Genomic DNA, 24,289 nt, shown 5'->3' with positions numbered 1-24,289 from the left:
GTTGTGCACTCACCGTATGAGCTCTGAAGGAGACGGAAAATCATCCGGAATCTTCGGCAGATATCCATTCGTCTTCACAGGTAGAGTTCTGGACATGGACCTGCTCAGCGATGTCCTCGCCACCGCGCGCACCGGCAGCCCCGCGTCGGGCTTGTTCGTCCGGCACGCGCCTTGGGGGCGGCACTATCCGCGCGTCGAGGGCGCGGGATTCCATGTGGTCCTGCAGGGTTCGTGCCTGCTGACCCGGCCCGGCGCCGCGCCGCTCGCGCTGGGCACCGGCGACGCGGTACTCATGCCGCGCGGTCTCGCCCACGGCCTGGCCGACCACCCCGACAGCCCGCTCACCGAGACCGCGGGCCCGCACGACCTGCGCACGGTCGACGGCCCCGGCGCACCGGCCACCCTGCTGTGCGGTTCCTACCAGCTCGCCGCCGACCGCACCCACCCCCTGCTGGCCGAGCTGCCCGAGGTGGTGCACATTCCGGCCCGGCTCGGCGCGCACCCGTCACTGCGCGCCGCGGTCGAGCTGCTCGCCGACGAGCTCACCCACCCGCACCCCGGCTCGGATGCCGCCGTCCCGCCGCTGCTCGACCTGCTCCTGCTCTACCTCCTGCGCGCGTGGCTCACCGAGAACGACACCGCCTGCTGGTCGGCGGCCTTCACCGACCAGCACCTCGCCCCCGCCCTGCGCGGCATCCACGCCGACCCGGCCCACCCGTGGACCGTCGAATCCCTCGGTGCCCGAGCCGGTTTGAGCCGCGCGGCGTTCGCGAAACGTTTCACCGCCCAGCTCGGCGAACCGCCACTGAGCTACCTGACCCGCTGGCGCATGCTCACCGCCGCACACCTGCTGCGCACCAGCGACCACCCGCTGGCCACCATCGCCCGCCGCATCGGCTACAGCTCCGAATACGCCTTCAGCAAGGCTTTCACCCGCGCCTACGGCACCGCCCCCGGCCGCTACCGCGCAGCGACCGAGGTGCGGCGCGCGGGCGCCTGATCAGTCCAGCACTGCCGTCGCCTCGACCTCGACCAGCAGATCCGGCTCCCCCAGCGCCGCGACGCCGATCAGGGTGATCGGCTTGACCGGGTCCACACCCAGCTTCGCGGCCGCGCGCCCCCCCCTCACCGAGCAGCGGGTACTTGTCCGGACCCCAGTCGACGACATAGATGGTCAGCTTCGCGACATCGTCGAAACTGCCACCGACAGCCGCCAGCGCGGTGCCGACATTGAGGTAAGCCTGCTCCACCTGCGCGGCGAAATCCCCGGCACCGACCGGGTTTCCGTCGCCGTCGCGGGCAACCTGCCCGGCCAGGAACACCAGCCGCGATCCGGTGGCGATCGACATCTGCCGGTACACCTCCGGCTTCGGCAGTCCGTCCGGATTCATCAGTTCCACAGTCATCGGTCTCTCCTGTCGTCGGTGCAGGTTGCTGCGCGAACGCGCACTGGTCACGCTACGCGGCGTGATGGCGGGCACGGAGGTGTCCACGATGGCGGCCCGCGACCCCGGCTGATTCCGGCCCGACGTCGACTCGTTGGCATCAGTTGAGTCGCGCAGGCTCTCACGGCGGACCTGCGGTCGCTTCAGTTGAGCTGTGCCACTGCGGCTCTCGTCGCATCGGCGATCAAGGGGTTGGATGGTTCGGCGTCCGGCTCGGATCGCGTGGACAGCACCGCGAGGATGAGCGGGGCACGGCCGGGCGGCCAGGCGATGGCGACATCGAGGGCGGAACCGTAGGCGGGGGTGCCGGTTTTGTCGCCGACCTGCCAGTCGGCGGGCAGACCTGCCCGGATGCGTTCGGCGCCGGTGGTGTTGGCGAGCAGCCAGGTGGTGAGTTGCGCGCGTTCGGGTTCGGCGAGGGCGGGGCCGAGGAGCAGGGCGCGGTAGTCGGCGGCCAGGGCGGCGGGGGTGGTGGTGTCGCGTTCGTCGCCGGGGACGGCGGTATTGAGTTCGGTTTCCCAGCGGTCCAGTCGGGTGACGGTGTCGCCGAGGGTGCGGACGAAGGCGGTGAAACCCGCGGGGCCGCCGAGTTCGCGGAGCAGCAGGTTGCCCGCGGTGTTGTCAGACAGGGTGATGGCGGCGGCGCAAAGTTCGGCGACGGTCATGCCGGTGTCGACGTGCTGCGCGGTTTCGGGTGAGTAGTCGACCAGATCGGCGGCGGTGTAGTGGATGACGCGGTCGAAATAGCCGGAGGCGAGGGGATGTGCCTGGAGGAGCGCGCCACAGGCGATGCCCTTGAAAGTGGAGGCGATCGGGAAGCGCTCGTGTTCGCGATAGGAGACGGTGCGGTCGTCGGCGGTGTCGACCACCGAGAGGCCCAGGCGTGCGTCGTATTTCGTCTCGAGGTCGGCGAACACTGCGGTGGCGGGGGCGGCGGGGGCTGGCGCCGGCTCGGTCGAGCAGGCCGTCACGGCGGCCGCCAGGACCACGGCGACGAGGTATCGACTGCGGTACGCGGTGGAGGAAGTCACGTCCGCAGCACACCACCCGGCATCGGGCCCGAGCCAATAGCGGCACGCCGGGCGGGCGAGTCGAGCCCGATATCGGCGCAGGTGGCACGGTAGGCGGTCGTGTGCCGAGAGGGTCCGTGCCCGCCGATCGGCCGATTCCGGTGTCGCGACGCTGGTTCAATGGCCGTCATGGATCTGCTCCGCCATCTCCGGTTCTTCGTCGCGGTCGCCGACGAAGGCCACTTCGGGCGGGCGGCCGCGGCCCTGGACATGACCCAGCCGCCCCTGTCCCAGGGCCTGCGCAGGCTGGAACAGCATCTCGAGGTCGAACTCATCCACCGCACCAGCAGGGGCGCGCGGCTCACCCCGGCGGGCAGGCAGTTGCTGCCGCGCGCCCGGCTGCTCGTCGACGACGCCGACCGTTTGCTCGCCGAAGCCGAGCGCATCGCCCGGCGCAGCGGCACCGTGCGCTTCGCGTCCACCACGGCGCTGCCCGCCCGGCTCGTCACCGCCTGTGTCACGGCGCTGCGCGGCGCCGAGGCGAATGTGTCCACGACGCTGGGCTCGACGGTCGACCTGATCGCCGAGGTACGGGCCGGGGTGTGCGATGTGGCGGTGGTCGAGCATCCCGCGCTGGTCGACGGGGTCGAGGCGGGACCGGTCGTCAAACTGCCGCGCTGGCTGGTGGTTCCCGCCGACCATCGCAGCACCACCGCCGAACGCCCGGTCTTCCCCATGCTGACCGGCCTGCACTTCGCGCACCCTCCCCGGTCGGCCAATCCCCCGGCCTTCGACGCCGTCGTGGATCTGCTGCGCGAACGCGGGCTGGACACACCGGTACTCACCGCGCCGGACGATCGCGCGGTGCTGGCGGCCGTGGCCGCGGGCACGAGTTTCGGCGTGATCGCCACGCCGCCCACCCCGACGCCGGGCGTGGCCTGGCTGACGCTGGCGGCCCAGTCGGTGGCGCTGCGGGTCCGGGTGATCCGTCGGGCCGACGCGGGTGCGCACGCCGAGGCTGTGGACCGGGCACTCCACCGGGAGCGGCTCCGGTGACTGCGGCCACGGATTCCGCTGTCGTCCAGCGGGTTCGCGCCGTCTTCGCCGATGCGGGATGCAGCGGCTGGTTGCACGCCCGGCGCTGCGACGACTCCCCCGCCGAGGTCTGCGTCGGCGGACGAGACCGCGTGGTCACCGCCTCGGTCTACAAATTGCTGCTGCTGGTGGCGTTCTGCCGTCAGGTCGACAACGGCCTCCTCGACCCCACCGCCCGGCTCACCATCGATCCCGCCGACTGCACGCCAGGCCCCACCGGCCTGGCGGCCCTGCACGACCCGGTCACCCTGAGCCGCCGCGATCTGGCCACCTCGATGATGACGGTGTCCGACAATGCCGCGGCCGATGTCCTGCTCGACGAGGTCGGGCCTGCCGCGATCGCCGAACTGACCGCCGAACTCGGCCTCACCGGCACCCGCGTCGTCGGCGGCACCGCTGACCTGCACCGCAGCCTGGTCCGCGACACCGACACCCCCAGCACCGCAGCCGCTTTCGCCGCACTGGCCGACAACGACGAGGCCTGGACCGTCTCGGCCTACGACCCCGCCTACACCAGCGCCACCACCCCCGCGGAGATGACGACACTGCTCGACGCCCTGTGGTCGGGCCGCGTGTTGTCCACGGAGGGAACCGCTTTCGTGCGGTCGGTGATGAGCAAGCAGGTCTGGCCGCATCGCATCGCCGCCGGATTCCCGCATCGCGGGGTCGTGGTGGCGGGCAAGACCGGCACCATCGGGGTGATCCGCAACGAGGTGGCGGTGGTCGAGTTCCCCGGCGAGATCCCGGTCGCCGTCGCGGTGTTCACGCGCGCGGCCCGCGCCGATCCGATGCTGCCGGTGGTCGACGCCGCCATCGGCGAGGTGGCCCGGATCGCGGTCACCGAGCTACGCCGTCCCCGCTGACCCGAGGCCCTCGCTAGCATCGTCTTCCGTGCATGCAGATTCTTCCGGCTCCGGCCGTGTGAAAGTGATCGGCATCGCAGCGGGGGTGCTCGGAGTGTTGCTGGCGGTTCTCGTCCCGCTGCTTCCGGTCCAGCAACACCGCGCGAGCCTGGATTGGCCCCAGCCACAGTCGCTGCAACTCAGCGCCCCGCTGGTGGACTACGTCCCCCTGTCCCTGGATGTGAGCATCCCCTGTACCGCCCTGCGCGACCTCACCGGCGGAACCGTCCTCGCCACCGTCCCACCCCAAGCGCCCCGCGCCGGATCGAAGGGCCTGGTCGCCCGGATCGAAGACCGCCCCGACACCGGTCGCACCCTGGCCGTGGTGCTGCGTGATCGGCTGCTGCTGAGCGTGCCGATGGCAGAAATCAGCAGCGCGACAGGTGGTTCCGACGCCGGCCGACCGGGTGCCGCGACTTCACCGCCCGGTGCGGCAGGTGGGCCGCCCGGCTCGGCCGTACCCAACTCCCTTCCGGCGGGTTCTGCTCCACCCGGATCGCCTTCGGCCAGTCGCCCGCCGGGTGCGTCCGGGGCACCCGCGAACCCACCGACGGACCCTGGTGCGGGCCCGGGGGTTCCGCCGGGCGGCCCTGCCCCGGGACAGTCCGACCCGCCGGCAGGCGCACCGTCCGGCGGTGCGCGTCCGGGTGCCTCCAGCGCACCTGGCGCCACCGGCCCCGGCGCGACTCCACTGCCGGGGCAGCCTTCGGCAACTCCCGGAGCCGGTGCGCCGTCCAGCGTGCCACCCTCCGATGACCGCGCTCCCGGCGATGGTGCCGCACAGGCCGCGGGGTGCACGGCGTTCACCGTGACTTCCACGGCCACGCGGACGACCGCCGAGATCAGCGGGATGACCAAGAGCGACGGGTCGCCGATGCGGACTGTCGTCGACGGGGATGTGCGTCCGCAGATCGTCGGTGTCTATACCGAATTGGATCGGGGGCGGATGGGCGATGCCCGTTTGCACGCCGAGATCGACGCGCGATTCTCGTCGAGCCCGAGCGGTTGGAAGATCGCGGCGATCGTCGGGGCCCTGCTGTGCACTCTCCTCGCGCTGATCTGCCTGCATCGCGGCGATCTCCGGGACGGTCGGCGCTCACGGCGCGTCCTGCCCACGCGGTGGTGGCGGTTCACCGGGCTCGACGCGGTGGTCACGGGCACGCTGGTGGTCTGGCATGTCATCGGCGCCAACAGTTCCGACGACGGCTACATCCTCACCATGGCCCGCGCAGCCCGCGAAGCCGGCTACACCGCCAACTACTACCGCTGGTTCCAGGTCGCCGAGGCCCCCTTCGGCTGGCCGTACGAAGTACTGGCCTGGATGACCCGGATCAGCGACGCGGGCCTGTGGATGCGCCTGCCCGCCCTGCTGGCCGGACTGGTCTGTTGGCTGCTGCTCAGCCGGGAAGTATTGCCACGCTTGGGTTCCGGCGTCGCCACGCACCGCACCGCCCGCTGGACCGCCGCGCTGATCTTCCTGGCGATCTGGCTGCCCTACAACAACGGCCTCCGCCCCGAACCGCTCATCGCCGTCGGCGCCCTGCTCACCTGGTGCTCGATGGAACGCGCCATCGCCACCCGCCGCCTGCTCCCCGCCGCGATCGCCGTCCTCGTCGCCGCGTTCTCCCTCGCCGCGGGCCCCACCGGACTCATCTGCGTGGGTGCACTCCTGGCCGGTGCCCGCCCGGTCCTGCGCACGATCACTGCCCGCGCCCGAGCCCACTTAGCTTCGGAACCCATTGAGGCCGGGCCGAACTCCACGTCGGTCTCCTATTCCGACTCCTCGGGCTCGGGCTCGGGCTCCGGCTCCGGCTCCGGCTCCGGCTCCGGCTCCGGCTCCGGCTCCGGCTCCGGCTCCGGCTCCGATGCCAAGCTACGTGTCGGCAATGGTTGGGCAGCAACGCTTCTCCGATACGCGGCAGTGATCGCGCCGATCCTCGCGGCCGGGACCCTGGTGCTGGTGGTGGTCTTCGCGGATCAGACCCTGGCGACAGTCATGGAGGCCACGCGGGTGCGGCAACTCGTCGGCCCCGATATGGCATGGTTCGAGGAGCGGACCCGCTGGGATTCGCTGCTGTCGGTCAACCCCGACGGTTCACTGGCCCGCCGCTTCGGCATCCTCGCCATGCTCGGGTGCCTCGTGGTCAGCGTGCTCGTCGCCGTCCGACGCGGCGGACGCATCCCCACCACCGCACGCGGCCCCGTCGGCCGACTGCTCGCGGTCATCGCGCTGGCCCTGCTGCTGATGATGTTCACTCCCACCAAGTGGACACACCACTTCGGCGTCTACGCCGGACTCGCGGGCGCCCTCGCGGCGGTCACCACTGTCGCGTTGAGCCGCAAGATCATCCACGCCACCTACCTGCGCACCCTCTTCACCGCGGGCGTCTTCTTCCTGCTCGCAGTGACCTTCACCGGCTCCAACGGCTGGTGGTACGTCTCCGGCTACGGCGTCCCCTGGCCCGACCGCGCCCCCACCCTCGCAGGCATCGCGGTCTCCTCCCTGTTCCTCACCGCCGCGGGCGCCACCGCCGCCATCGCCCTCTGGCAGTACTACCGTGCCCCTGACCACACCTCCCCACCCGATCCGTCTGCCGGGATCCCGAAGGACACGGACGACCGGAGCGAAACCCGCTCTCGCGCCATCACTTCGCGCCCACCGGCGGTCACCGCCCTCACCCTCGCCGCCGCCGCGATGCTCCTGTTCGAAGTGGGATCCCTCGCCACCGCGATGATCTCGCAATACCCGGCCTACTCGGTCGGCCTCGCCAACCTGCGCACCCTCACCGGCAACCGCTGCGCCATGGCCGACGACGTCCTGGTCGAAACCAACACCGCCGACTCCCTCCTCACCCCCTACACCGGCACCGTCGCCGACGGCCTCACCGCCGAGAACACCGGCTTCACCCCCAACGGCGTCGGCAGCCTCATGCCCGACCCCGGCCCTGGGCAGTCCACCGCACCCCCCTCCGGTTCCGGCCCAGCCCCCGGCGGGGCCGCACCCGGTGGACCCGGCAGCACGCCCGGCGGCCAGGGAGGCACCGTGCCCGGCGGACCAGGCGGCAGCACGCCCAGCGGACCCGGAAACACTCCCGGCGGGTCCAGTGGCGCACCCGGCACCCAGCCGAACAGCCCGGGAGGTACCGCACCTGGCGGACCTGGCACAGCCCCCGGCGGCCCAGGCACAGCACCGGGCGCGGGCGGCACCCCTCCCGGAGGAGCGGCAAGTGGACCCGGGGCAGGTGCTCCGGCCGCACCGGGCGGAGCTCCAGGCGCGGGAGGCCCAGCGGTCACCGGCGTCAACGGCAGCACCGTCGCACTCCCCTTCGGCCTCGCCCCGGAACGCACGCCTGTCCTCGGCAGCTACTCGACCGGGGCACCACAGCGCACCCAGCTCACCACTCAGTGGTACCGCCTGGATCTCGCTGCGGCACAGCAGAATCCCGCCTATCGCGTACTGATCCTCACGGTGGCGGGGCGGATCGAAGGCATCGGCCCGGACGGCTCACCGATGCCGGGCCAGAAACTCCGTGTCGAGTTCGCGAACCGCGCCGAGGACGGCACCGTCACCGCGCTGGGCGATCTCACCCCGCCGTCGGTCGGCGGCGCGCCAGGCTGGCGGAACCTGCCCATCGACCTGGACCGCATCCCCCAGGGCACCACAGCAGTCCGCCTGGTGACCGAATCAGGCGAACCAGACCCGATGCGCTGGCTGGCCCTCACCCCACCCCGCCTCCCCAAACTCTCGACCCTGAACACCATGGTCGGCAGCACCGACCCGATCCTCGCGGATTGGCATGTGGGCCTGGCCTTCCCCTGCCAGCGCCCCTTCGACCACCGCGACGGCGTAGCCAAACTACCGATCTGGCGCATCCTCCCCGACAAACTCAACGCCCAGGTCTCCGAAACCTGGCAAGGCGAAACCGGCGGCGGCCCCCTCGGCTGGACCACCACCCTCATGCAATCCACCCCCATCCCCACCTACCTCGCCGACGACTGGACCCGAGACTGGGGCGAACTCCAACGCCTCACCCGCTACATCGCCGCCCCACCCGCCGACATCGCCACCCACACCGAATCCCACTGGGGCTGGACAACTCCCGGCCCGATCAGAACCAGCTGACAGCACTACAACGGCCGTCGTACCAACCCTCGGCACGGAGACCCGTGCCAGGTCAACACCGACCCCACAACGCGAAAACCGCCGCCCCCGAATGGGAGCGGCGGTTTCGTTTGGTGAGAGCTTACTTCGGCGGTTCACCGGCGGGCGGCTGGGCGCCCTCGGGTCCGCCGGGCGGAGCACCGGCAGGCGGCTGTCCGCCTGCGGGCGGGGCACCGGCGGGCAGCGGCTCGCCGATATTGCGGGCCATGTCCGGCATCAAGCGGATCGCGACCTGCTCCCAGGTGCCCCAGTTGTGGATGCCGATGTCGGGGAAGTCGTAGCTGACGTTGGTGTATTCCAGTGCGGTGAGACGCTTTTCGAACGAGCGGGTGTTGGCCAGCGCGATGGCCTCGAGCGGCATGCCCTGGGTGATCGCGTCGATGGAGGACAGGTCCTGGTCGGCGGGCTTGGCGCTACCGGCCGAGATGTAGAGGCGGGTGTTGTTGGCGATCAGTTTCTCGGCGAACCCGTACGGGTCCATCCGCTTCCACTTCTCGCTGCCCGCGGGCGCCATCGACTCGATGTTGTAGCCGCCGCTGGCGATCATCGCCCCGGCCAGCGCCTCACGCATGCCCGGCATCGACATGTGCAGGTAGCCCGACAGCGAGCCGGCGTAGGTGAACTGCTCGGGGTGGTAGGCGGCCATCAGCAGCGCCGCGCTGCCACCGCTGGACAGCCCGACCACGCCGTTGCGGCTGTCGCTGAAGCCCAGGCGCGACTTCAGCGCGTCCGGCAGGGTCTCGGTGATGAAGGTTTCCCACCGATAGGTGTTGGTCTTGCCCTGGGTGTCCTCCCAGCCGCCGATGGCCGAACCGGAGTCGGCGCTGGGCAGCATGGACCCGTCGGGGTTGACGCCGTTGAAGCTGCTCGGCTGGTCCCAGTCGGCGTAGAAGCTGGACTGGCCACCGACCGGCATCACCACATTGATATTGAATTTGGCCATCTGCGCCGGGATGGAGGTGTGCTTCTCCCATCCGTTGAGGTCGTTCTCGGCGCGTTCGCCGTCGAGCAGGTAGACCACCCGGTCGGTGTTGCCGTCGGCCGCGCGGATGATGCGGGTGTTGATGGTGCCCATCGACGAGTCCACCGGGAAGTCGATCGCCGAGGGGTCGGCATCGGCCGAGGCGGGTGCGGCCACCAGGCCCCACGGCAGCAGCGCGGCCACCGTCGCACCGACCATCGTCCGCCGGACCAGGCCCGATCTGTGCCGGCGCTCCTGCGCGCCTCCCCGAATTACGCCACGCATGATGCTGATCAGACCTTTCGTTCACGCGGCCTCGCCGCTTCCCCACGCGACCCGCCGTACGCGCACGACCTGCGGACGGATCCTGCCGGGCAGCATAGCGCGCCCCCGAAGCCGGGGGCACATCGAATTGCGATGCGGGGCAATCCGCTTCGCGTCACGGCCTCTGCCTGCGGGTTCTCGCCGCTCGGCACCGGCTCGGCGGGCGCTAGGCTGGATGGTCGATCGTGGCCGCGACCCCCGGCGGCCCTGCCAAGGACGGACCTCCGTGAAGCTCGCCGTACGCCTGTTGATGTTCCTGCTGGTCCCGGCGGTGCTGTTCGCACTGCCGTGGTGGACGCTGGTCGCCGCGCCCACCGGCGGCGCCGGTCCGCTGTTCTGGGCGGGCACCGCGGTGGGTGTGCTCGGGTTCCTCGCGCTGCCCGCCGGGATGTTCCTCGGCCACGGCCCGGCCCAGTCCGATCCGGCGGTGATCATGGGCGACACCCTGCTCGGCGTGCTGTGGGTGGTGTTCTCGTGGTCGGTCCTGGGCCTGCTCGCGCGCGGGGCGCTGGCGGTCGCCGGGGTCGACGGCGAGCTGGCCGCGCGGATCGTGGCGGGCGGGGTGCTGGCCGTCTCGGCGGTGCTGATCGGGTGGGGTGTGTACGAGGCGCGGCGGGTGCCGCGGGTGCGCACCGTCGACGTGGCGATCCGCGGCCTGGCCGAGCAACTCGACGGGCTGCGCGTCGTGGTCGTGACCGACACCCATTTCGCCGCGCTGGACCGGCGCCGCTGGTCGGAGCGGGTGGTCGAGGTCGTCAACGCGCAGCGCCCGGACATCGCCTGCCACGCCGGTGACCTGGCCGACGGCTCGGTCGCCAAGCGCCGCGCCCAGGTCGACCCGCTGGCCAAGGTCGACGCCCCACTCGGCCGCTTCTACATCACCGGCAACCACGAGTACTTCGGTGACGCCCAGGGCTGGATCGACCACATGGCCGGGCTCGGCTGGCAGCCCCTGCACAACGAGCACCGCACCCTCGCCCACGACGGCGCGCGCCTGGTGATCGCCGGGATCGACGACCCGACCGGTGTCGGCCTGCCCGGCCACGGCCCCGACCTGCCCGCCGCGCTGGCCGGTGCCGATCCGGAACTGCCCGTCGTGCTGCTGGCTCATCAGCCCAAACAGATCGCCGACAGCGCCGTAGCGGGCGTGGCCCTGCAGATCTCCGGACACACCCACGGCGGGCAGATCTGGCCGTTCCACTACCTGGTCCGCCTCGATCAGCCGGTGGTGGCCGGGCTGAGCAGGCACGCGAACCACACCCAGCTCTACACCAGCCGCGGCACCGGTTTCTGGGGTCCGCAGCTGCGGGTGTTCGCGCCCAGCGAGATCACCGTCCTGGTGCTGCACCCGGAGCGGGCCTGACGCTCAGCGGTGCGGCTGGGTGACCTCCGGCGGCAGCGGATCGCTCATCGCCACCCCGGACCCGGTCCAGGTGTAGGTGATGGTGACCGGGCCGCCCTGCGGCGCCGCGAACGGCTCGTCGGCCACCAGCCACTTGTAGTCGACGCTCACCGAGTTGCCGTTCGATCCGCTGACCGAGGTGAACGCGTAGGGCTCGGAAGTGCCTGTGCCCAAATAGGTTCCGTCGTGGAAGAACAGCACGTGGATCGGCGCGCCCGCCGAGTTCCCGCCGACCGCGCGCACCCACAGCAGCTGGCCGCAGTCGCCCGGCTGGTCGGTGGAGGCCTGCGTGGCGACCCATCCGCCACCTAGTCCGGCGATCGCGTTCTGCACGCCGGTCGAGGACGGATCGATGCAGCGGCCGGGACCGCTGATGTCGTCGGCGGGCGCCGGAGTCACCACGGGCGCCTCGGTCTCACCCGGCGAGCCACCACCCGGCGCGGGCGTACCTCCGCCGGGCGCGGGCGTCACAGCCGGGGCGCCACCGCCGGGCGCGGGAGTCACCGCGGGCGCACCGCCGGGCGCGGTGGTCGGCGCCGTACTGCCGGGAGTCGTCGCACGGGACGTCGTCGGCACTGTCACCACACCGTCGCTGTCGGTGCAGCCTGCGACCAGTCCCGCCGCGATGGCGACCAGCGCACTCATCCGAACTGCCTTGTTCATGTTCCCTCGATTCCGAGTCCCCAGCGCGCGATCACGCGTACGAAGGCAACATCGGGACCCTCCGAGGACCCGTTAGGCGATCCGGCCGGATTATCACCCTAGGGTGCGAAAGTCACACCCCTCCGAACCATACCTAGATCTGCTAGGTTATGACCTAGCACTTCTAGGTATAGGAGCCCGATGCGCATAGACAAAGACCTGGTGGCGGCCTCGGCCACGCCCCTCGTGCTGGGCATCCTGGCCGAGGGCGAGTCCTACGGCTACGCCATCCTCGAGCAGGTCACCACCCTCTCGCGGGGCCGGATGCAGTGGACCGACGGCATGCTCTACCCCCTGCTGCACCGCCTGGAACGGCTCGGCTACGTGTCCTCGGCCTGGCGCACCGCCGAGAGCGGCCGCCGCCGCAAGCACTATCTGATCACCGAGGCGGGCCGCGCCGCCCTCGCCGAACGGCAGGCGCAGTGGCAGGTCGTCGCCGAGGCTCTCGAACAGGTCTGGCGCGACGCGACCCGCCCGCCGACGATCGCGAAGGGCTGGGCGTGATGAGCACCGACGCACAGCTGCAGGCCCACATCGACCAGTGGCGTGGCTATGTCCAGCGCCACCGCGCCATCTCGGTCGCCGATATCGACGAGATGGAAGACCATCTGCGCGAACGCATCTCGACCCTGCGCGATGCCGGGCTCGCCGACGACGAGGCCTTCCTCGTCGCGGTGAAGCGAATGGGTGCCGTCGACGCCATCTCGCGCGAGTTCGCCCGCGAACACTCCGAAAGACTGTGGAAGCAGCTCGTTCTGCTCCCCGCCGATACCGAAGACGATGCGCGCCAAAGCAATCGGGAACTGACCGTCGTCCTCGGGCTCGCCGTCGGCGCCGCGCTGGCACTGAAGGCGGGTGTCACCTTCCTCGACGACCCCTATCTCGGACTGAATGTCAGCTTGCTCGTCCTGCCGTTCCTCGCGGCCTATTTCGCCTGGAAGCGGCAGGTGCGCGCGAGAGTCGCCGCGCTGCTGGTGGTTCCGTTCGTGCTCGCGGCACTGGTGCTGAACCTGTACCCGTTCGAGGAAGACGGCGCGACCGAGATCATCGCCACCATCCACGCCCCCATCGCCCTGTGGTTCGCCGTCGGCCTCGCCTATGCCGGCGGTGACTGGCGCTGTGAACGGCGCCGGATGGACTTCATCCGGTTCACCGGCGAGTGGGTGGTCTATCTGAGCCTGCTGGCACTCGGCGGCGGCGTCCTGATGGGGCTGACCGCCGGTGCTTTCAGCACCCTCGACATCGACGTGGAGCCGATCTTCGAGAACTGGGTGCTGCCGTTCGGCGTGGCGGGTGCCATGGTCGTGGCGGCCTGGCTGGTCGAGGCCAAGCAGAGCGTGGTGGAGAACATCGCACCCGTGCTGACCAGGGTGTTCACCCCGCTGACCATCCTCATGCTGCTGGCCCTGCTGGTGGCCTTCGCGACCACGCGCAGCGTGATCGATGTCGACCGCAACCTGCTGATCCTGATGGATCTCATCCTGGTGCTGGTCCTGGGTCTGCTGCTCTACTCGATCTCGGCCCGCGACCCGCTCGCCCCGCCCGGCCTGTTCGATCGGGTCCAGCTGGTGCTGGTGATCAGCGCGCTGGCCGTGGACGTGGTGATGCTGGCGGCCATGCTCACCCGGATCGCCGAATTCGGTTCCACCCCCAACAAAGTGGTGGCGCTCGGCATGAATGTGGTGCTGCTGGTGAATCTGGTGTGGTCGGTGCGCCTGGGTGTCGGATTCGTGCGGGGGCGGCGCGGTTTCGCCGATCTCGAACGCTGGCAGACCGATTACCTTCCGGTCTACGGGATCTGGGCGGCCGCGGTGGTCTGCGCGATCCCGCCGCTGTTCGCCTTCGACTGAGTCAGGACAGGCGAAGGGCGTTGAACCACAACCGGTTCACCGTCTCCACCAGGGTGTCGAACGGGACCGGCTCGCCGCCGACGAACACCAGATACGCGGTCCGGCTGACCATCGCCGACAGCGACAGCGCCGTCGCCCGCGCATCCAGCTCGGCATCGGCGCGGCCGAGCCGCTGCAGCTCCGCGATCATCGCCGCATTGCGCTCGATCAGCGCCGACCCGCGCTCGTAGCGCAGCGCGCGGAAGGACTCGTCCACCTGCGAGACCTGCTCGAGCACGGCCATCAGCCGCGCATGGCGACGGTAGGAACGCAGGTACTCGGCATTGGCCGCGGCGATCAGCTCACGCGGGTCGTCCACGCCGGTGCGCTCGCGCACGTGCGGGTGCAGCATCTCCTCGCGCAGCTGCCGCACCACCTCGGCGAAGATCTCGTCCTTGCCGTCGAAGTAGGTGTAGAACGAGCCCGAGGCGACCCCGGCGGCCTTGGCGATATCGCTGGTCCTGGCATCGAGGAAACCGTCGCGCTCGAAGACCTCGCGCGCCGCGGCGACCAGTGCGGCCCTGGTCCGCAGCCCCCGCGAGCTCTTCGGTGCGGGCCGTCCCACCTGCCCGTCCCCTGCGTCCTCGGCGCCCACTGTCTCGCTTCGCTGCTCGTCGGAATCTGACTGCCGGATCCTAACAGCGGGTCAGTGCGCGATCAGCAGGGCGAGGCAGCCGAGCAGCGGCGGGACCAGCTGGATCAGGGCGGCGCGGGCCTTGTCCGGCGAGGAGACCAGCAGCACCACCCCCGCCGCCACCATCGAGCCCGCACCCGCCAGCACCAGGGCCAGGCCGATGCCGGTGTCGCCGAAGACCGTGAACGCCATGCCGACGGCGGCGACCACGGCCAGGAACAGGTTGTAGAAGCCCTGGTTGAAGGCCATTTCCCGGGTGGCCTCGGCCTGTTCGGCGGTGATGCCGAAGGTCGCCCTGGTGCGCGGGCTGGTCCACTGCAGGGACTCCATGACGAAGATGTAGCCGTGCAGGAGCACGGCGATGCCGAGGAAGATCAACGCCACGACCGTCATCGCACGCCTCTCGTTCGGTGGGCATCGCTGCCCGGGTCGCTCGAGTATCGCCGATGCCGGGGGCGTGTGGGCGAGGACGGGCCGAGGCGGGTCACAGCACGGCGGGCACCGGACGCGACAGCGCGGCCGTCTCGGCGGCGACGGTCAGCGGGTCGGTGATCGGGCGGCCGAGCAGGGCTTCCAGATCATGGCCCGGTGTGGCGAGGAATCCGTGGCGGACGGCCGTGGCGATGGACGCGATCATCGGCGGCTGGAACGGCAGCAGGCCATCGGTGGTGAGCGCCCGGGCGCGCAGGGTGGCGAGGTCGAGGTCGCGGTGCCGGACGCCGAGCTTCCCGGCCACGGCGTCGGCCGTGATGGGCGTGCCGACGAGCTCGTAGGTCCGGTCCGCGTGGGCGACGGGTGCGGCGGCGACGACGGCGGCCGCCTCGGCGAGATCCGCCCGGGCCACCGCCGCGAGCGCGCCTGTCCCGAACGCCGATTCGACGGTGTCGATATCCGCCCACTGCAATGACGAACCGAACAACTCCGCGTAGAGGCCGTTGCGCAGGACAGTCCAGCGCAGGCCGCTCTGCGCGAGCAGGCGTTCGGTGGCGCGGTGGGCCAGGGCGAAGGCGAGGTGGTCACCCGCCCCGGCCAGGCTGGTGTAGATGACGTGCCCGACCCCGTCACGCACCGCCGCGTCGATCACCGCTCGATGGCGCGCGATCACCCGATCGTCCTCGGCGTACCCCGCCGAGACCAGCACGAGCGTCGAAACGCCCGCCAGGTCGAGGGTTTCCGGCGCGTCGAAATCCAGCGGCCGGATATCCGTTGCGGCCGTTCGGCTCCCACCCACCGCGGGGACGCCTCCCGTGAGCAGCCGAGCCAGAATGCCCGAACCGAGCTGACCGTGCGCGCCGGTGACCATGATCATCGAATTGCCTTCTCCCCGTGTGGTTCTCTTCGGTAACTACAGTGAAATAGTCGCCCGCCACCGCTGAACCCACAAGAAGGCACTCTCATGTCACCCACGCACACCGAAGTAACCGTGCCCGCCGACCTCGACCCGTGCGGCCTCCCCGAACATCCCGATTGCGGCATCCGCGACGTCCTCGACCGCGTCGGTGACAAGTGGTCGGTCCTGGTCATCGTCGAACTCGCCCGCGGCCCCCGCCGCTTCCGCGAACTCCAGCGCGGCATCCACGGCATCTCCCAGCGCATGCTCACCCTCACCCTGCGCCGCCTCGAACGCGACGGCCTGCTCACCCGCACCGTCTACCCCACCGTCCCCGCCCAGGTCGACTACCGCCTCACCCCCACCGGCGCCACCCTCACCCACCTCGTCGAAGCCCTCGCCACCTGGTCCCTCACCCACCGCGAAACCATCGCCGAATCCCGCCTGGCCTACGACACCACTCACCCGGGCCACGACATCCACTGAGCGACAAGTCCACTACCAGTGGATTCGCCCATCCGTCGGCTAAACCTCTCAACTTCGTGAAATGCGTAACACTTCCTCGATCCCCGGAGATCACACCTCCGCGTGGGAGCCACGCGGACCTAGCGAAGGAACAACACTTGACGACACCGCCCTACCCGCCGCCCCCGAATCCCCCGTACGGCCAGCGCCCCGGATATCCGCCGTATCCGCCGCGCAAGAGCAATACGAACGTCATCATCCTGGTGGTCGTCGGAGTGTTCGTGCTGTGCGGTTTGGGTGGCTGCCTCGCGATCGTCGCGGGCAGCGACACCGAGGACAAGGTCGCCGCGACGTTCACCACGGCCGCACCCACAGCGCCCGGTGCCCCCGCGGCGGCACCGGAGGACGATGTCGCGGCCGCCGGATCAGCTGTGCGTGACGGCAAATTCGAGTTCACGGTCACCGCGATCGACCCGCCGGTCAAGGTCGTCGGCGACAACCCCTACCTGCAGAAGACCGCCCAGGGCCAGTACATCCTGGTGCACCTCACGGTCACCAACATCGGCAACAAGGCACAGTCCTACTGGGCGAACAACCAGAAGTTGATCGACGACCAGGGCCGTGAGTTCGAGAACGACACCATGGCCGGGATCAATGTCAACGAAGACACCGCGATGACCTCGGACATCAACCCCGGCAACTCGGTCCAGGTCGTGGTCGTCTTCGATGTCCCCGCCGGAACGACACCCGCCGCCCTCGAACTGCACGACTCCGCGTTCTCCGGCGGAGCGAAGGTCGCGCTGCGCTGACGAGTTCAGCGAATCGTCGCCCAGCACCACCCGGCCTCAGCGGACGAGGCGGAGGCGGGTGGGGGCGAGGCCGATGCTCAAGCGCTGGCCCCAGGACAGGCGTAGGGCGTCGTGTTCGATGCCGTCGCCGAAGGCGACCAGGCCGTCGGACTCGATGTCGATGTGCAGGCTTTCGCCGGTGATCTCGCCTTCGGTGTGGGTGATTCCGGTGGCCGGGGAAGGCCAGGCCTCGCGGACGAACCAGACGAGTCTGCGCTCGGTGGGTTCGGGGAGGGTCAGTGGACTGTTCCGTTCGCGGTGGGCCGACGAGCACCAGCCGGTGGCGCCGGTGCCGCTGCCGACGAGGATGCCGGAGGAGGCCTGGCGTTCGTCGCGGATGCGGTAGCGACTGGTCTGGTGGGTCGGGTGGCCGAGGTAGATCTCGTTGAGCGCGTGCAGTTTCCGGCCGTCGTCGGTTCTGGCCTCGACCATGGTGAGTTCGTCGGTGTCGCCGATGTGGTGCAGGAGTTCCGCCGCGTCGGCGGGGGTGTGCTTCGCGAGGACCCCCGGCTCCGGGCTGATGCCGATGACGACCTGGCCGTCGAGATACTTGGCCACGTTGGCGATCAGCCCGTCCTGTCCGACGATCACCACGATGTCCTCGGGCGCGAACAGGAACCGCGACAGGTCCTCCCGCTCGACCACGCCGCGGCGCCAGCCCATCGGAATCGCGGCGCTGACCTCGGTCAATGCCGCGTTGATCCGCCGGTCACGCTCCACCACCTCGTTCAGCGATCTGTCGCGCGAGCGCAGGAAGAAGTCGACCTGCCCGCGCGTTCCGTGCCGTGCCAGCAGTTCGGACAGTTCGGTGCGCCGGTGCACCAGCACGACGCGCGGAGCCAGGCTCATCGGCTGAACCGTTGCAGGATCGGCGCGATCATGTCCGGCGTCAAGGTGATGCTGCCGATCTCCGGCAGGTTGCCCGCGAGTTCCTTGACGGCCAACGCGTAGAGCGTTTCCTGGGGAATCTCGCGGTACGCGTCCAGATGCGCCTTCTCCCCGGCGGCTTCAGCCTCGGCGAGCTTGCGGATGCTGTCGGCTTTGGCGTCGTCGGCGATCCTGCTCGCCCTGGCCTGGTCCTCGGCCTTCCTGAGCGTGTTCGCGCCACGCTGGACGACCAGCAGTTCCTCGCGCTTCGCCAGCTCGATCTGGTTCTGCAGTTCGTTCTCGCTGATCGCGCGCTCGCGTTCGACGGCGAGCGCGCGCCGCTCGAAGGTCGCCCTGTCCGCTTCCTGCTGCACCTTCTCGCGGATCGTGGTCTGCAGCGCCTTCTCCATCTCCGCGTCGGGCCGGATCGCGACGACACGGATGTCGATGATCGCCAGCCCGATGTGGTCGGCGGTCAGCTTGCGGGTGGCGGCTTCCTTGACCTTGTCGACGCCGGTGCGCAGGGCGGTTTCGAGGTCGAGCGTGGCCAGCACCTCGAGGGCGTGTTGCTGTGCGTTCTCGGTGAGGGTGTTCGCGATCTGGCTCAGCGGGTCCTGCCGCCAGGTTCCGGTGTCGGGGTCGATCGAGAAGTCGATCCTGCTCGTCGCGGTCTCGGGATCGGTGCAGCGGTAGGTGACCGTGAGCTGGACGGTGACGTCCTGGTAGTCGCGGGTACGGGCGTGGAAGAGCATCGGGAGCTCACGGTCGTCGACCGGAACCTCGCTGAGAACCGCGGTACCCGGCCGGAACCAGAAGCTCAGTCCGGTGCCGTCGTGCAGGACCTTGCCCCTGCGGACATGCCTGACATGCACGGTCGGGGCTCCCCTGAGATGCCGCAGTCCGGGGTAGCTACTGATGTCCGCCATCGCTTCTCCTTAGTTATGGTCGTATTGACCATAACAGACCGGCCGCTGACGCGCACCACTGGATCACTACATCCAGCAACCCCCGGAAACTCGTACCGGAATCCGGTACGATTATTGGGGACACAGGAAGGAACAAGCCGATGACCAGCATGTCCGCCAGTGAGGCGCGCGCCAGTTTGTACCCGCTCATCGAGCAGGTCAACGACGATGCCGTGGCTATCCACATCACCAGCCGAAAAGGCAATGCGGTACTGATCTCCGAAGACGAGTACAACTCCCTGCGCGAAACCCTCTACCTGATGCGCTCCCCCGCCAACGCTGCCCGCCTCGCTCAGGGCATCGCTCAGCTGGAAGCCGGCGAGGTGGTCGAGGTGGATATGGAGCGGCTCGCGGAAGAGCTCGGGTGAAGGTCACCTTCGCGAAGGTCGGCTTCGAGGACCTCGGTCACTGGATCTCCACCGATCGCAAAATGGCGCTTCGAATCATGCGCCTCATCAACGACATCGAGCGGGACCCGTTCTCGGGACTGGGTAAACCCGAGCCCTTGAAGGGCGACAAGTCCGGTTATTGGTCGCGCCGGATCAACGACGAGCACCGCCTGGTCTATGCCGTCGCCGGGAACAACATTCTCATCGCCCAAGCCCGCTACCACTACTGACTCCGCAACCTTCGCCCGCTGGCGCAGCGACGCCACGAAAGGGCGCCGGACCAGCGCGGCGACGCCGTAGAACCTGATGATTGCCGGTGCGATGGGTCGGTAGCAAGCCCTGGGTTTTCGGGGTACCGGCCCCGTGCGAACTGTGGAACTCTTCCGCTGCACGAGGTTCCGGGCGCATAGCCGGGGCCGTCCACACCGACGCGAAGGACCACCGAACTCATGCGAATCGCAGGACTGACCGCCCTGGCGGCGGGCGCACTCGTTCTCCCGGCCATCCTGGCCCCCACCGCCTCGGCGGAGGTGGAGGACATCACCATCTCGGCGTGGGGCAACAGCGAAATCCCCGTCGCCTGCGACTATGTGGGCGCCAACTGCACCGTCATGGCCCGGATGTTCGGCTCCGACTACGCCCTGCCCGCCACCCTGACCATCAACGGCCAGGAACTCACCTCGGCCGAGCGCCTCGACTACCCGGACCGGGAACGCAGCGCACTCCGCGGCACCTGGCGCCCGCCGGCCAAGGGCACGTACACCATCGTCGCCACCCAGGGCTCCTCCACCAAGACCCTGGTCATCGAGATCACCGGAGATGCCCAGCTGGGCAGCGGCTCGGCGGGACTTCTTCCCACCGGCTCCAGCTAAAAGTCGCGGCGGCGCAACGCCATCCAGCCCACTGCGATGGCCGTCGCCGCCCAGCATGCGGTGACCGCGAGACCTGCCCATGGACCGAGCGCGCCGGTGGGGTCGTACACCAGGACCTGGCGGCCCGCGCGGTCCGGCAGGTACTCCGCGACGCTCCCACCTCGGGTGACATCGCCGAGCACGAACGACAGCAGCAGGACGAGTGGGATCAGCACGCCCATGGTGACGGCCGAACTGCGCAGCAGGGTGGCGACCCCGGCGGCCATCAGCGCCATCAACGTCAGGTATACGGCGCAGCCGAGCAGGGCGCGCCAGCCGACCGGATCGTCGAGTGCGATCGCGCCGTCACCGATGAGCGGCCGGCCGACGAGCAAGCAGATCACGCCCGTGACGAGCCCGACACCGAAGGTCAGTGCCCCGATCACGGTCAGGTTGGCCGAGTACAGCAGGCCCCGCCGGGGAACCGCCGTCAGCCATACCCGCATGCCGTGGTCGCGGTACGGGCCGGCAGCGCAGGCCGCACCGAAGGCGATGGCGATGACCTGCCCGAAATTGATGCCGAAGAACGACAGCAGCACCGGATCGAAATCCGCTGTGCCCTTCGCTTCGTGGGCGAGTGTGGCGCTGCCGAGCAGTGAGAGTCCGACCGTCACCGCGAACAACAGCACCAGAATGCCGTTCAGCGAGGGCAGTGATCGAGCCTTGATCCATTCCGAGTGGAGTACCGGGGTGAACGTCATCGTCGCGCCTTCTCAGGTGTGGGGGTGGTGGCCGCGAATTCGCCCTCGGCCGAGGTCAATTCGAGGTAGGCATCCTCCAGCGAGGCCTGCTCGTCGGCGAGTTCGAGGATCGGGACGCCCGCGTCCGCGAGCAGCGGGCCGATCCGGTCGAGGCGCTGGCCATGGATGAACCAGCACCCGGAGTCCTCGATCGCTGCGATTCCCGAGCCTGCCAATACCTCGCGCAGCCGCGCTCCGTCGGTCGTCCGAACGCGGACGCACGACTGCACGTGCTCGTCGAGGAAGACCTGCAAGGTGGTATCGGCGAGCACGCGGCCGCGACCCAGCACGATCAGCTGGTCGGCGAAGGTGGCGGTCTCGCCCATCAGGTGGCTGGAGACGAGCACGGTGCGGCCCTCGCCCGCCAAACGGCGCAGCGTTTCCCTGATCCAGATGATCCCCTCCGGATCGAGCCCATTGGACGGTTCGTCGAGCAGGACCACCGGTGGATCGCCCAGGAGCGCGGCCGCGATGCCGAGGCGCTGGCGCATACCGAGCGAATAGGTGCGGACCCGGCGGCGGGCCACGGCGCTCAGCCCGACCTCCTCAAGGACGGTGGTGACCCGCCGGGCGGGAACACGGTTGCCTGCAGCGAGCGCGAGGAGATGGGCTCGAGCGGTACGGGCCGGATGCGGCGCCGTGGCATCGAGCAGGGCGCCGACCGTGCGCAGCGGCCACTCGATGTCGCGAAACCGTCGACCGCCGATGGTCGCTGTCCCCGAGCTCGGCCGATCCAGGCCGAGGATCAGCCGCATCGTGGTCGACTTGCCGGCGCCGTTGGGCCCCAGGAATCCGGTGACGCGGCCGGGGCGGACCGAGAAGTCGATCCCGTCGACCGCCCTGGTGCGTCGGTATGTCTTGGTGAGTCCGCGGACTTCGATACTGGTCATATTCACACCATCGCGCGGCTGCGACGACAGCACTTCCCCACCGAGCGGGTATCACCTCCCCCGCGCGGGGGAACCGCCGGCCGACGGTCGCTGGCACGATGGCATGTGTGTTCACAGCACTGTTGCGGCCACTGACGCGTTCGGTGACCTACACCCGCGCACTGCATCTGGCCCTGCCGATGACCGCGGTCGCGTTGTGGATGTTCATCGACAAGCACAGCCCCTGGGTGCCGCTCCTGCTGGCCGTCCCGATCGGGTTGTTCCCGGGAGTGCGGCTGGCCGAGACGATCCAGGCTCAACTGTTCCTCACCCCACACGAACGCGGTGCCACCGATGCCTCGATCGCTGTGGCGCCCGCCGCGGACTGGGCGGATCGCTGGCGGACGGTGCTGTGGCTCGAGATCCGGTTGTTGTTGAGCGTGGAACTATTCGGCGTCGGAGTACCGGCTATCCTGCTGTGCTCGGATCTCATGCGAGCGGCACTGGGAGCCGGGCCCACCCGGGACACCCTGCTCCATCTCGACGGCCCGCGGTGGTGGTACGCGCTTGTCGCGCCGGTACCGATTCTGGTGCTGCTCGCCCTGCTCATCGGCCTCGGCGAGGTGGTCACCGTCTGTGCGCGGTGGCTGCTCGGACCGTCGGCGTCGACGAGGCTGCACGCTCTGGAAGAACGCACCGAGCGGCTGCTGGAGAACAACCGCATCGCCCGGGAACTGCACGACTCGATCGGCCACTCGCTCACCGCGATGGTGTTGCAGGCCGGCGCCGCCCGCACGACCGGTGAGCCGGAGTTCACCGGCACCGCGCTCGCCGCGATCGAAGACACCGGCCGCGCCGCGCTGGAGGATCTCGAGCGTGTGCTCGCGGTACTGCGTGAGCCGAGTACCCCCGTGGTCCAGCGCCCGACGCTGACCGCGGCAGCCCGGCTGTTCGACTCGGCCCGTTCGGCGGGAGCCACCATCGATGCCGACATCACCGGCCCCATCGAACGGGTCTCCGGTCCGATCTCGCGCGAGGGCTACCGAATTCTGCAGGAAGCACTCACCAATGCCCTGCGCCATGCCGGCGGTGTCGCTGTCCAGGTTCGGGTGCACGCGGACACGCGATGGCTCGAGTTGGAGGTGACCAATCCCGTCCCCACCCCCGATCCAGCCATCCCTGCCGGTCACGGCAGTGGACTGCGTGGGATTCGGGAACGTGCCGAACTACTCGGCGGCGATGCTCGCATTGGCCTCGACGACGGACAGTGGCGGACATGGGTTCGGCTACCGTGCGGCCTAGGGTGATTCAGTGACCATCTCGGTGCTGCTGGTGGACGACGAACCGTTGGCGCGGGCCGGGCTGCGGGCGATACTCGACGCGCAAGACGGAATCACAGTGGTCGGCGAGGCGGCCGACGGCGTGTCGGTGGTCAGCGAGGTCAAGCGACTGCGCCCGGATGTCATCGCCATGGACGTGCGGATGCCCCTGCTGGACGGGATCGAAGCCACCCGGACGGTACTTCGAGCCATCCCGGACCCACCGAAGATCCTGATCATCACCACCTTCGAAAACGACGACTACGTATACGAGGCATTACGTGCCGGCGCCGACGGGTTCCTGCTCAAACGCGCCCGCCCCGCCGAGATCGCGAACGCGGTACGCACCGTCGCACAAGGCGATTCGGTGCTCTATCCGGCCACCATCAGGTCGCTGGCGGCGGGCCGCGGAAACGATCGCGCACGCGCGACAGTGGAGCGCGCCGACCTCACACAACGAGAAGCGGCGGTCCTGCGCCTGATGGCGAAAGGGTTGTCGAACGCCGAGATCGCCGCCGACCTGTACGTGGGTTCGGAAACGGTGAAGACCCATGTCAGCTCGATCCTGGCGAAATTCGGCGCCCGAGACCGCACCCAGGCGGTCATCGTGGCCTATGAATCCGGATTCGTGTAGTGGCCGATGAAAAACCCTCGCCGACATCTGTCGGCGAGGGTTTCTCTGAAGTGGACTACATAGGAGGTTACCCCAGGAAGGATCACCTCAGAGATCGGTTCGTCACTCTCAAGGATCGCCTTACCTCCAAGCCACCGCGTGATCCTGAACCGGTCACGCCGCCGCCACGCAGGTTGAAGCATCGGCTCACTGCCGAGCTACGTGCGGAGATCGTCTCCAAGTACGAGGCGGGCGTGCCGTCTACTCAGCTAGTGCACGAGTACAGGATGGGCAAGGGGACAGTGCTAACGATCCTTCGGGAAGGTGGCGCAAGTATCCGCAACCCGAGGCTAAGAGCCCCTAACGGGTTCGGTCATGTAGCGGTGAGACTCGCTGTCGTGCAGGATGTTTCGTCGTGGCAGCACCCTGGGTCGTAGATGACGAGTT

General features: G+C 69.5%; 24 protein-coding genes and 3 pseudogenes. 16 read left to right on the top strand and 11 right to left on the bottom strand.

Going from position 1 to position 24,289, the window contains the following annotated elements; translation table 11 throughout:
• The first annotated feature begins 94 nt into the window (after window positions 1–94).
• Window positions 95–1,000, top strand: a complete 906-nt coding sequence (locus tag ACWEMY_RS25670; RefSeq protein WP_452392074.1) for an AraC family transcriptional regulator — start codon at window positions 95–97, stop codon at window positions 998–1,000.
• Here the strand turns inward: ACWEMY_RS25670 and ACWEMY_RS25665 are convergent.
• Both ACWEMY_RS25665 and bla read right to left on the bottom strand, forming a co-directional pair.
• Window positions 1,001–1,406 (bottom strand): annotated as a pseudogene (locus ACWEMY_RS25665) (RidA family protein).
• 182 nt (window positions 1,407–1,588) lie between these two features.
• On the bottom strand, window positions 1,589–2,476 hold the full coding sequence (gene bla, locus ACWEMY_RS25660; RefSeq protein WP_452392073.1) for a class A beta-lactamase: 888 nt from the start codon (window positions 2,474–2,476) through the stop codon (window positions 1,589–1,591).
• Window positions 2,477–2,635: 159 nt separating this feature from the next.
• Here bla and ACWEMY_RS25655 point away from each other — a divergent pair, with 159 nt between their 5' ends.
• From ACWEMY_RS25655 to ACWEMY_RS25635, 5 genes and pseudogenes are all read left to right on the top strand, one after another.
• A complete protein-coding gene (locus ACWEMY_RS25655; protein ID WP_452392072.1) occupies window positions 2,636–3,511 on the top strand; it encodes a LysR family transcriptional regulator in 876 nt (291 codons plus the stop codon).
• Window positions 3,508–4,413, top strand: a complete 906-nt coding sequence (locus ACWEMY_RS25650; protein WP_452392071.1) for a serine hydrolase — start codon at window positions 3,508–3,510, stop codon at window positions 4,411–4,413. Before ACWEMY_RS25655 ends, ACWEMY_RS25650 begins: the two co-directional genes overlap by 4 nt.
• A 28-nt stretch (window positions 4,414–4,441) precedes the next feature.
• Window positions 4,442–4,816 (top strand): annotated as a pseudogene (locus ACWEMY_RS25645) (arabinosyltransferase); the annotation flags it as partial.
• A 411-nt stretch (window positions 4,817–5,227) separates the two neighbouring features.
• A pseudogene (locus ACWEMY_RS25640) lies at window positions 5,228–6,997 on the top strand (arabinosyltransferase domain-containing protein); the annotation flags it as partial.
• A gap of 150 nt (window positions 6,998–7,147) precedes the next feature.
• Complete coding sequence (locus ACWEMY_RS25635) at window positions 7,148–8,575, top strand: arabinosyltransferase C-terminal domain-containing protein (protein WP_452392080.1); 1,428 nt, start codon at window positions 7,148–7,150, stop codon at window positions 8,573–8,575.
• A 121-nt stretch (window positions 8,576–8,696) separates the two neighbouring features.
• Here ACWEMY_RS25635 and ACWEMY_RS25630 read toward each other — a convergent pair whose 3' ends face one another.
• Entirely contained in the window at window positions 8,697–9,794 is a 1,098-nt protein-coding gene (locus ACWEMY_RS25630) for an alpha/beta hydrolase (RefSeq protein WP_452392070.1), read from the bottom strand.
• Between the two features lie 331 nt (window positions 9,795–10,125).
• Here ACWEMY_RS25630 and ACWEMY_RS25625 point away from each other — a divergent pair, with 331 nt between their 5' ends.
• Complete coding sequence (locus tag ACWEMY_RS25625; protein WP_452392069.1) at window positions 10,126–11,262, top strand: metallophosphoesterase; 1,137 nt, start codon at window positions 10,126–10,128, stop codon at window positions 11,260–11,262.
• A gap of 3 nt (window positions 11,263–11,265) precedes the next feature.
• Here the strand turns inward: ACWEMY_RS25625 and ACWEMY_RS25620 are convergent, their stop codons facing one another.
• On the bottom strand, window positions 11,266–11,946 hold the full coding sequence (locus ACWEMY_RS25620; protein ID WP_452392068.1) for an LppP/LprE family lipoprotein: 681 nt from the start codon (window positions 11,944–11,946) through the stop codon (window positions 11,266–11,268).
• Between the two features lie 198 nt (window positions 11,947–12,144).
• On the opposite strand from ACWEMY_RS25620, the gene ACWEMY_RS25615 reads away from it, so the two are divergent.
• Entirely contained in the window at window positions 12,145–12,507 is a 363-nt protein-coding gene (locus ACWEMY_RS25615) for a PadR family transcriptional regulator (RefSeq protein ID WP_375929498.1), read from the top strand.
• A complete protein-coding gene (locus ACWEMY_RS25610) occupies window positions 12,507–13,853 on the top strand; it encodes a permease prefix domain 1-containing protein (protein WP_452392067.1) in 1,347 nt (448 codons plus the stop codon). Before ACWEMY_RS25615 ends, ACWEMY_RS25610 begins: the two co-directional genes overlap by 1 nt.
• A gap of 1 nt (window position 13,854) precedes the next feature.
• Here the strand turns inward: ACWEMY_RS25610 and ACWEMY_RS25605 are convergent, their stop codons facing one another.
• The 3 genes from ACWEMY_RS25605 to ACWEMY_RS25595 form a co-directional block, all read right to left on the bottom strand.
• On the bottom strand, window positions 13,855–14,457 hold the full coding sequence (locus ACWEMY_RS25605) for a TetR/AcrR family transcriptional regulator (RefSeq protein WP_452392066.1): 603 nt from the start codon (window positions 14,455–14,457) through the stop codon (window positions 13,855–13,857).
• An 81-nt stretch (window positions 14,458–14,538) separates the two neighbouring features.
• Window positions 14,539–14,919: a DUF1304 domain-containing protein gene (locus tag ACWEMY_RS25600; protein WP_375929501.1), complete on the bottom strand. Its 381-nt coding sequence runs from the start codon at window positions 14,917–14,919 to the stop codon at window positions 14,539–14,541.
• Between the two features lie 91 nt (window positions 14,920–15,010).
• Window positions 15,011–15,835 carry an NAD(P)H-binding protein gene (locus ACWEMY_RS25595; protein ID WP_452392065.1) on the bottom strand — a complete coding sequence of 275 codons (825 nt, stop codon included), beginning with the start codon at window positions 15,833–15,835 and terminating at the stop codon, window positions 15,011–15,013.
• 87 nt (window positions 15,836–15,922) lie between these two features.
• On the opposite strand from ACWEMY_RS25595, the gene ACWEMY_RS25590 reads away from it, so the two are divergent.
• Entirely contained in the window at window positions 15,923–16,342 is a 420-nt protein-coding gene (locus ACWEMY_RS25590) for a winged helix-turn-helix transcriptional regulator (protein ID WP_452392064.1), read from the top strand.
• Window positions 16,343–16,479: 137 nt separating this feature from the next.
• Window positions 16,480–17,130: a DUF4352 domain-containing protein gene (locus ACWEMY_RS25585; RefSeq protein ID WP_452392063.1), complete on the top strand. Its 651-nt coding sequence runs from the start codon at window positions 16,480–16,482 to the stop codon at window positions 17,128–17,130.
• 36 nt (window positions 17,131–17,166) lie between these two features.
• Here ACWEMY_RS25585 and ACWEMY_RS25580 read toward each other — a convergent pair whose 3' ends face one another.
• The gene (locus tag ACWEMY_RS25580) at window positions 17,167–18,018 is read right to left on the bottom strand and encodes a hypothetical protein (protein ID WP_452392062.1); all 852 of its coding nucleotides are present in this window, start codon (window positions 18,016–18,018) and stop codon (window positions 17,167–17,169) included.
• Window positions 18,015–18,962, bottom strand: coding sequence for an SPFH domain-containing protein (locus ACWEMY_RS25575; protein WP_452392061.1), 948 nt, complete (start codon window positions 18,960–18,962; stop codon window positions 18,015–18,017). The genes ACWEMY_RS25580 and ACWEMY_RS25575 overlap by 4 nt, the downstream gene beginning before the upstream one ends.
• Before the next feature lie 140 nt (window positions 18,963–19,102).
• On the opposite strand from ACWEMY_RS25575, the gene ACWEMY_RS25570 reads away from it, so the two are divergent.
• From ACWEMY_RS25570 to ACWEMY_RS25560, 3 genes are all read left to right on the top strand, one after another.
• Window positions 19,103–19,369 carry a type II toxin-antitoxin system Phd/YefM family antitoxin gene (locus ACWEMY_RS25570; protein WP_375929506.1) on the top strand — a complete coding sequence of 89 codons (267 nt, stop codon included), beginning with the start codon at window positions 19,103–19,105 and terminating at the stop codon, window positions 19,367–19,369.
• On the top strand, window positions 19,366–19,620 hold the full coding sequence (locus tag ACWEMY_RS25565; protein ID WP_452392060.1) for a Txe/YoeB family addiction module toxin: 255 nt from the start codon (window positions 19,366–19,368) through the stop codon (window positions 19,618–19,620). Before ACWEMY_RS25570 ends, ACWEMY_RS25565 begins: the two co-directional genes overlap by 4 nt.
• Before the next feature lie 219 nt (window positions 19,621–19,839).
• Window positions 19,840–20,262 (top strand): hypothetical protein, encoded by a 423-nt coding sequence (locus tag ACWEMY_RS25560; RefSeq protein ID WP_452392059.1) that lies wholly within the window; start codon window positions 19,840–19,842, stop codon window positions 20,260–20,262.
• Here ACWEMY_RS25560 and ACWEMY_RS25555 read toward each other — a convergent pair.
• Together ACWEMY_RS25555 and ACWEMY_RS25550 are read right to left on the bottom strand one after the other, a co-directional pair.
• Entirely contained in the window at window positions 20,259–21,002 is a 744-nt protein-coding gene (locus ACWEMY_RS25555; protein WP_452392058.1) for a hypothetical protein, read from the bottom strand. The two genes, ACWEMY_RS25560 and ACWEMY_RS25555, sit on opposite strands and share 4 nt — an antisense overlap.
• Entirely contained in the window at window positions 20,999–21,931 is a 933-nt protein-coding gene (locus ACWEMY_RS25550; protein ID WP_452392057.1) for an ATP-binding cassette domain-containing protein, read from the bottom strand. Before ACWEMY_RS25550 ends, ACWEMY_RS25555 begins: the two co-directional genes overlap by 4 nt.
• Window positions 21,932–22,038: 107 nt before the next feature.
• Here ACWEMY_RS25550 and ACWEMY_RS25545 point away from each other — a divergent pair, with 107 nt between their 5' ends.
• On the top strand, window positions 22,039–23,217 hold the full coding sequence (locus ACWEMY_RS25545) for a sensor histidine kinase (RefSeq protein ID WP_452392056.1): 1,179 nt from the start codon (window positions 22,039–22,041) through the stop codon (window positions 23,215–23,217).
• Window positions 23,218–23,221: 4 nt separating this feature from the next.
• Complete coding sequence (locus ACWEMY_RS25540; RefSeq protein WP_452392055.1) at window positions 23,222–23,863, top strand: response regulator transcription factor; 642 nt, start codon at window positions 23,222–23,224, stop codon at window positions 23,861–23,863.
• Window positions 23,864–24,289 lie beyond the last annotated feature (426 nt).

It is taken from the genome of Nocardia sp. NPDC004415, from assembly GCF_053602435.1.
This window is presented reverse-complemented; position numbering and strand designations above follow the sequence as displayed.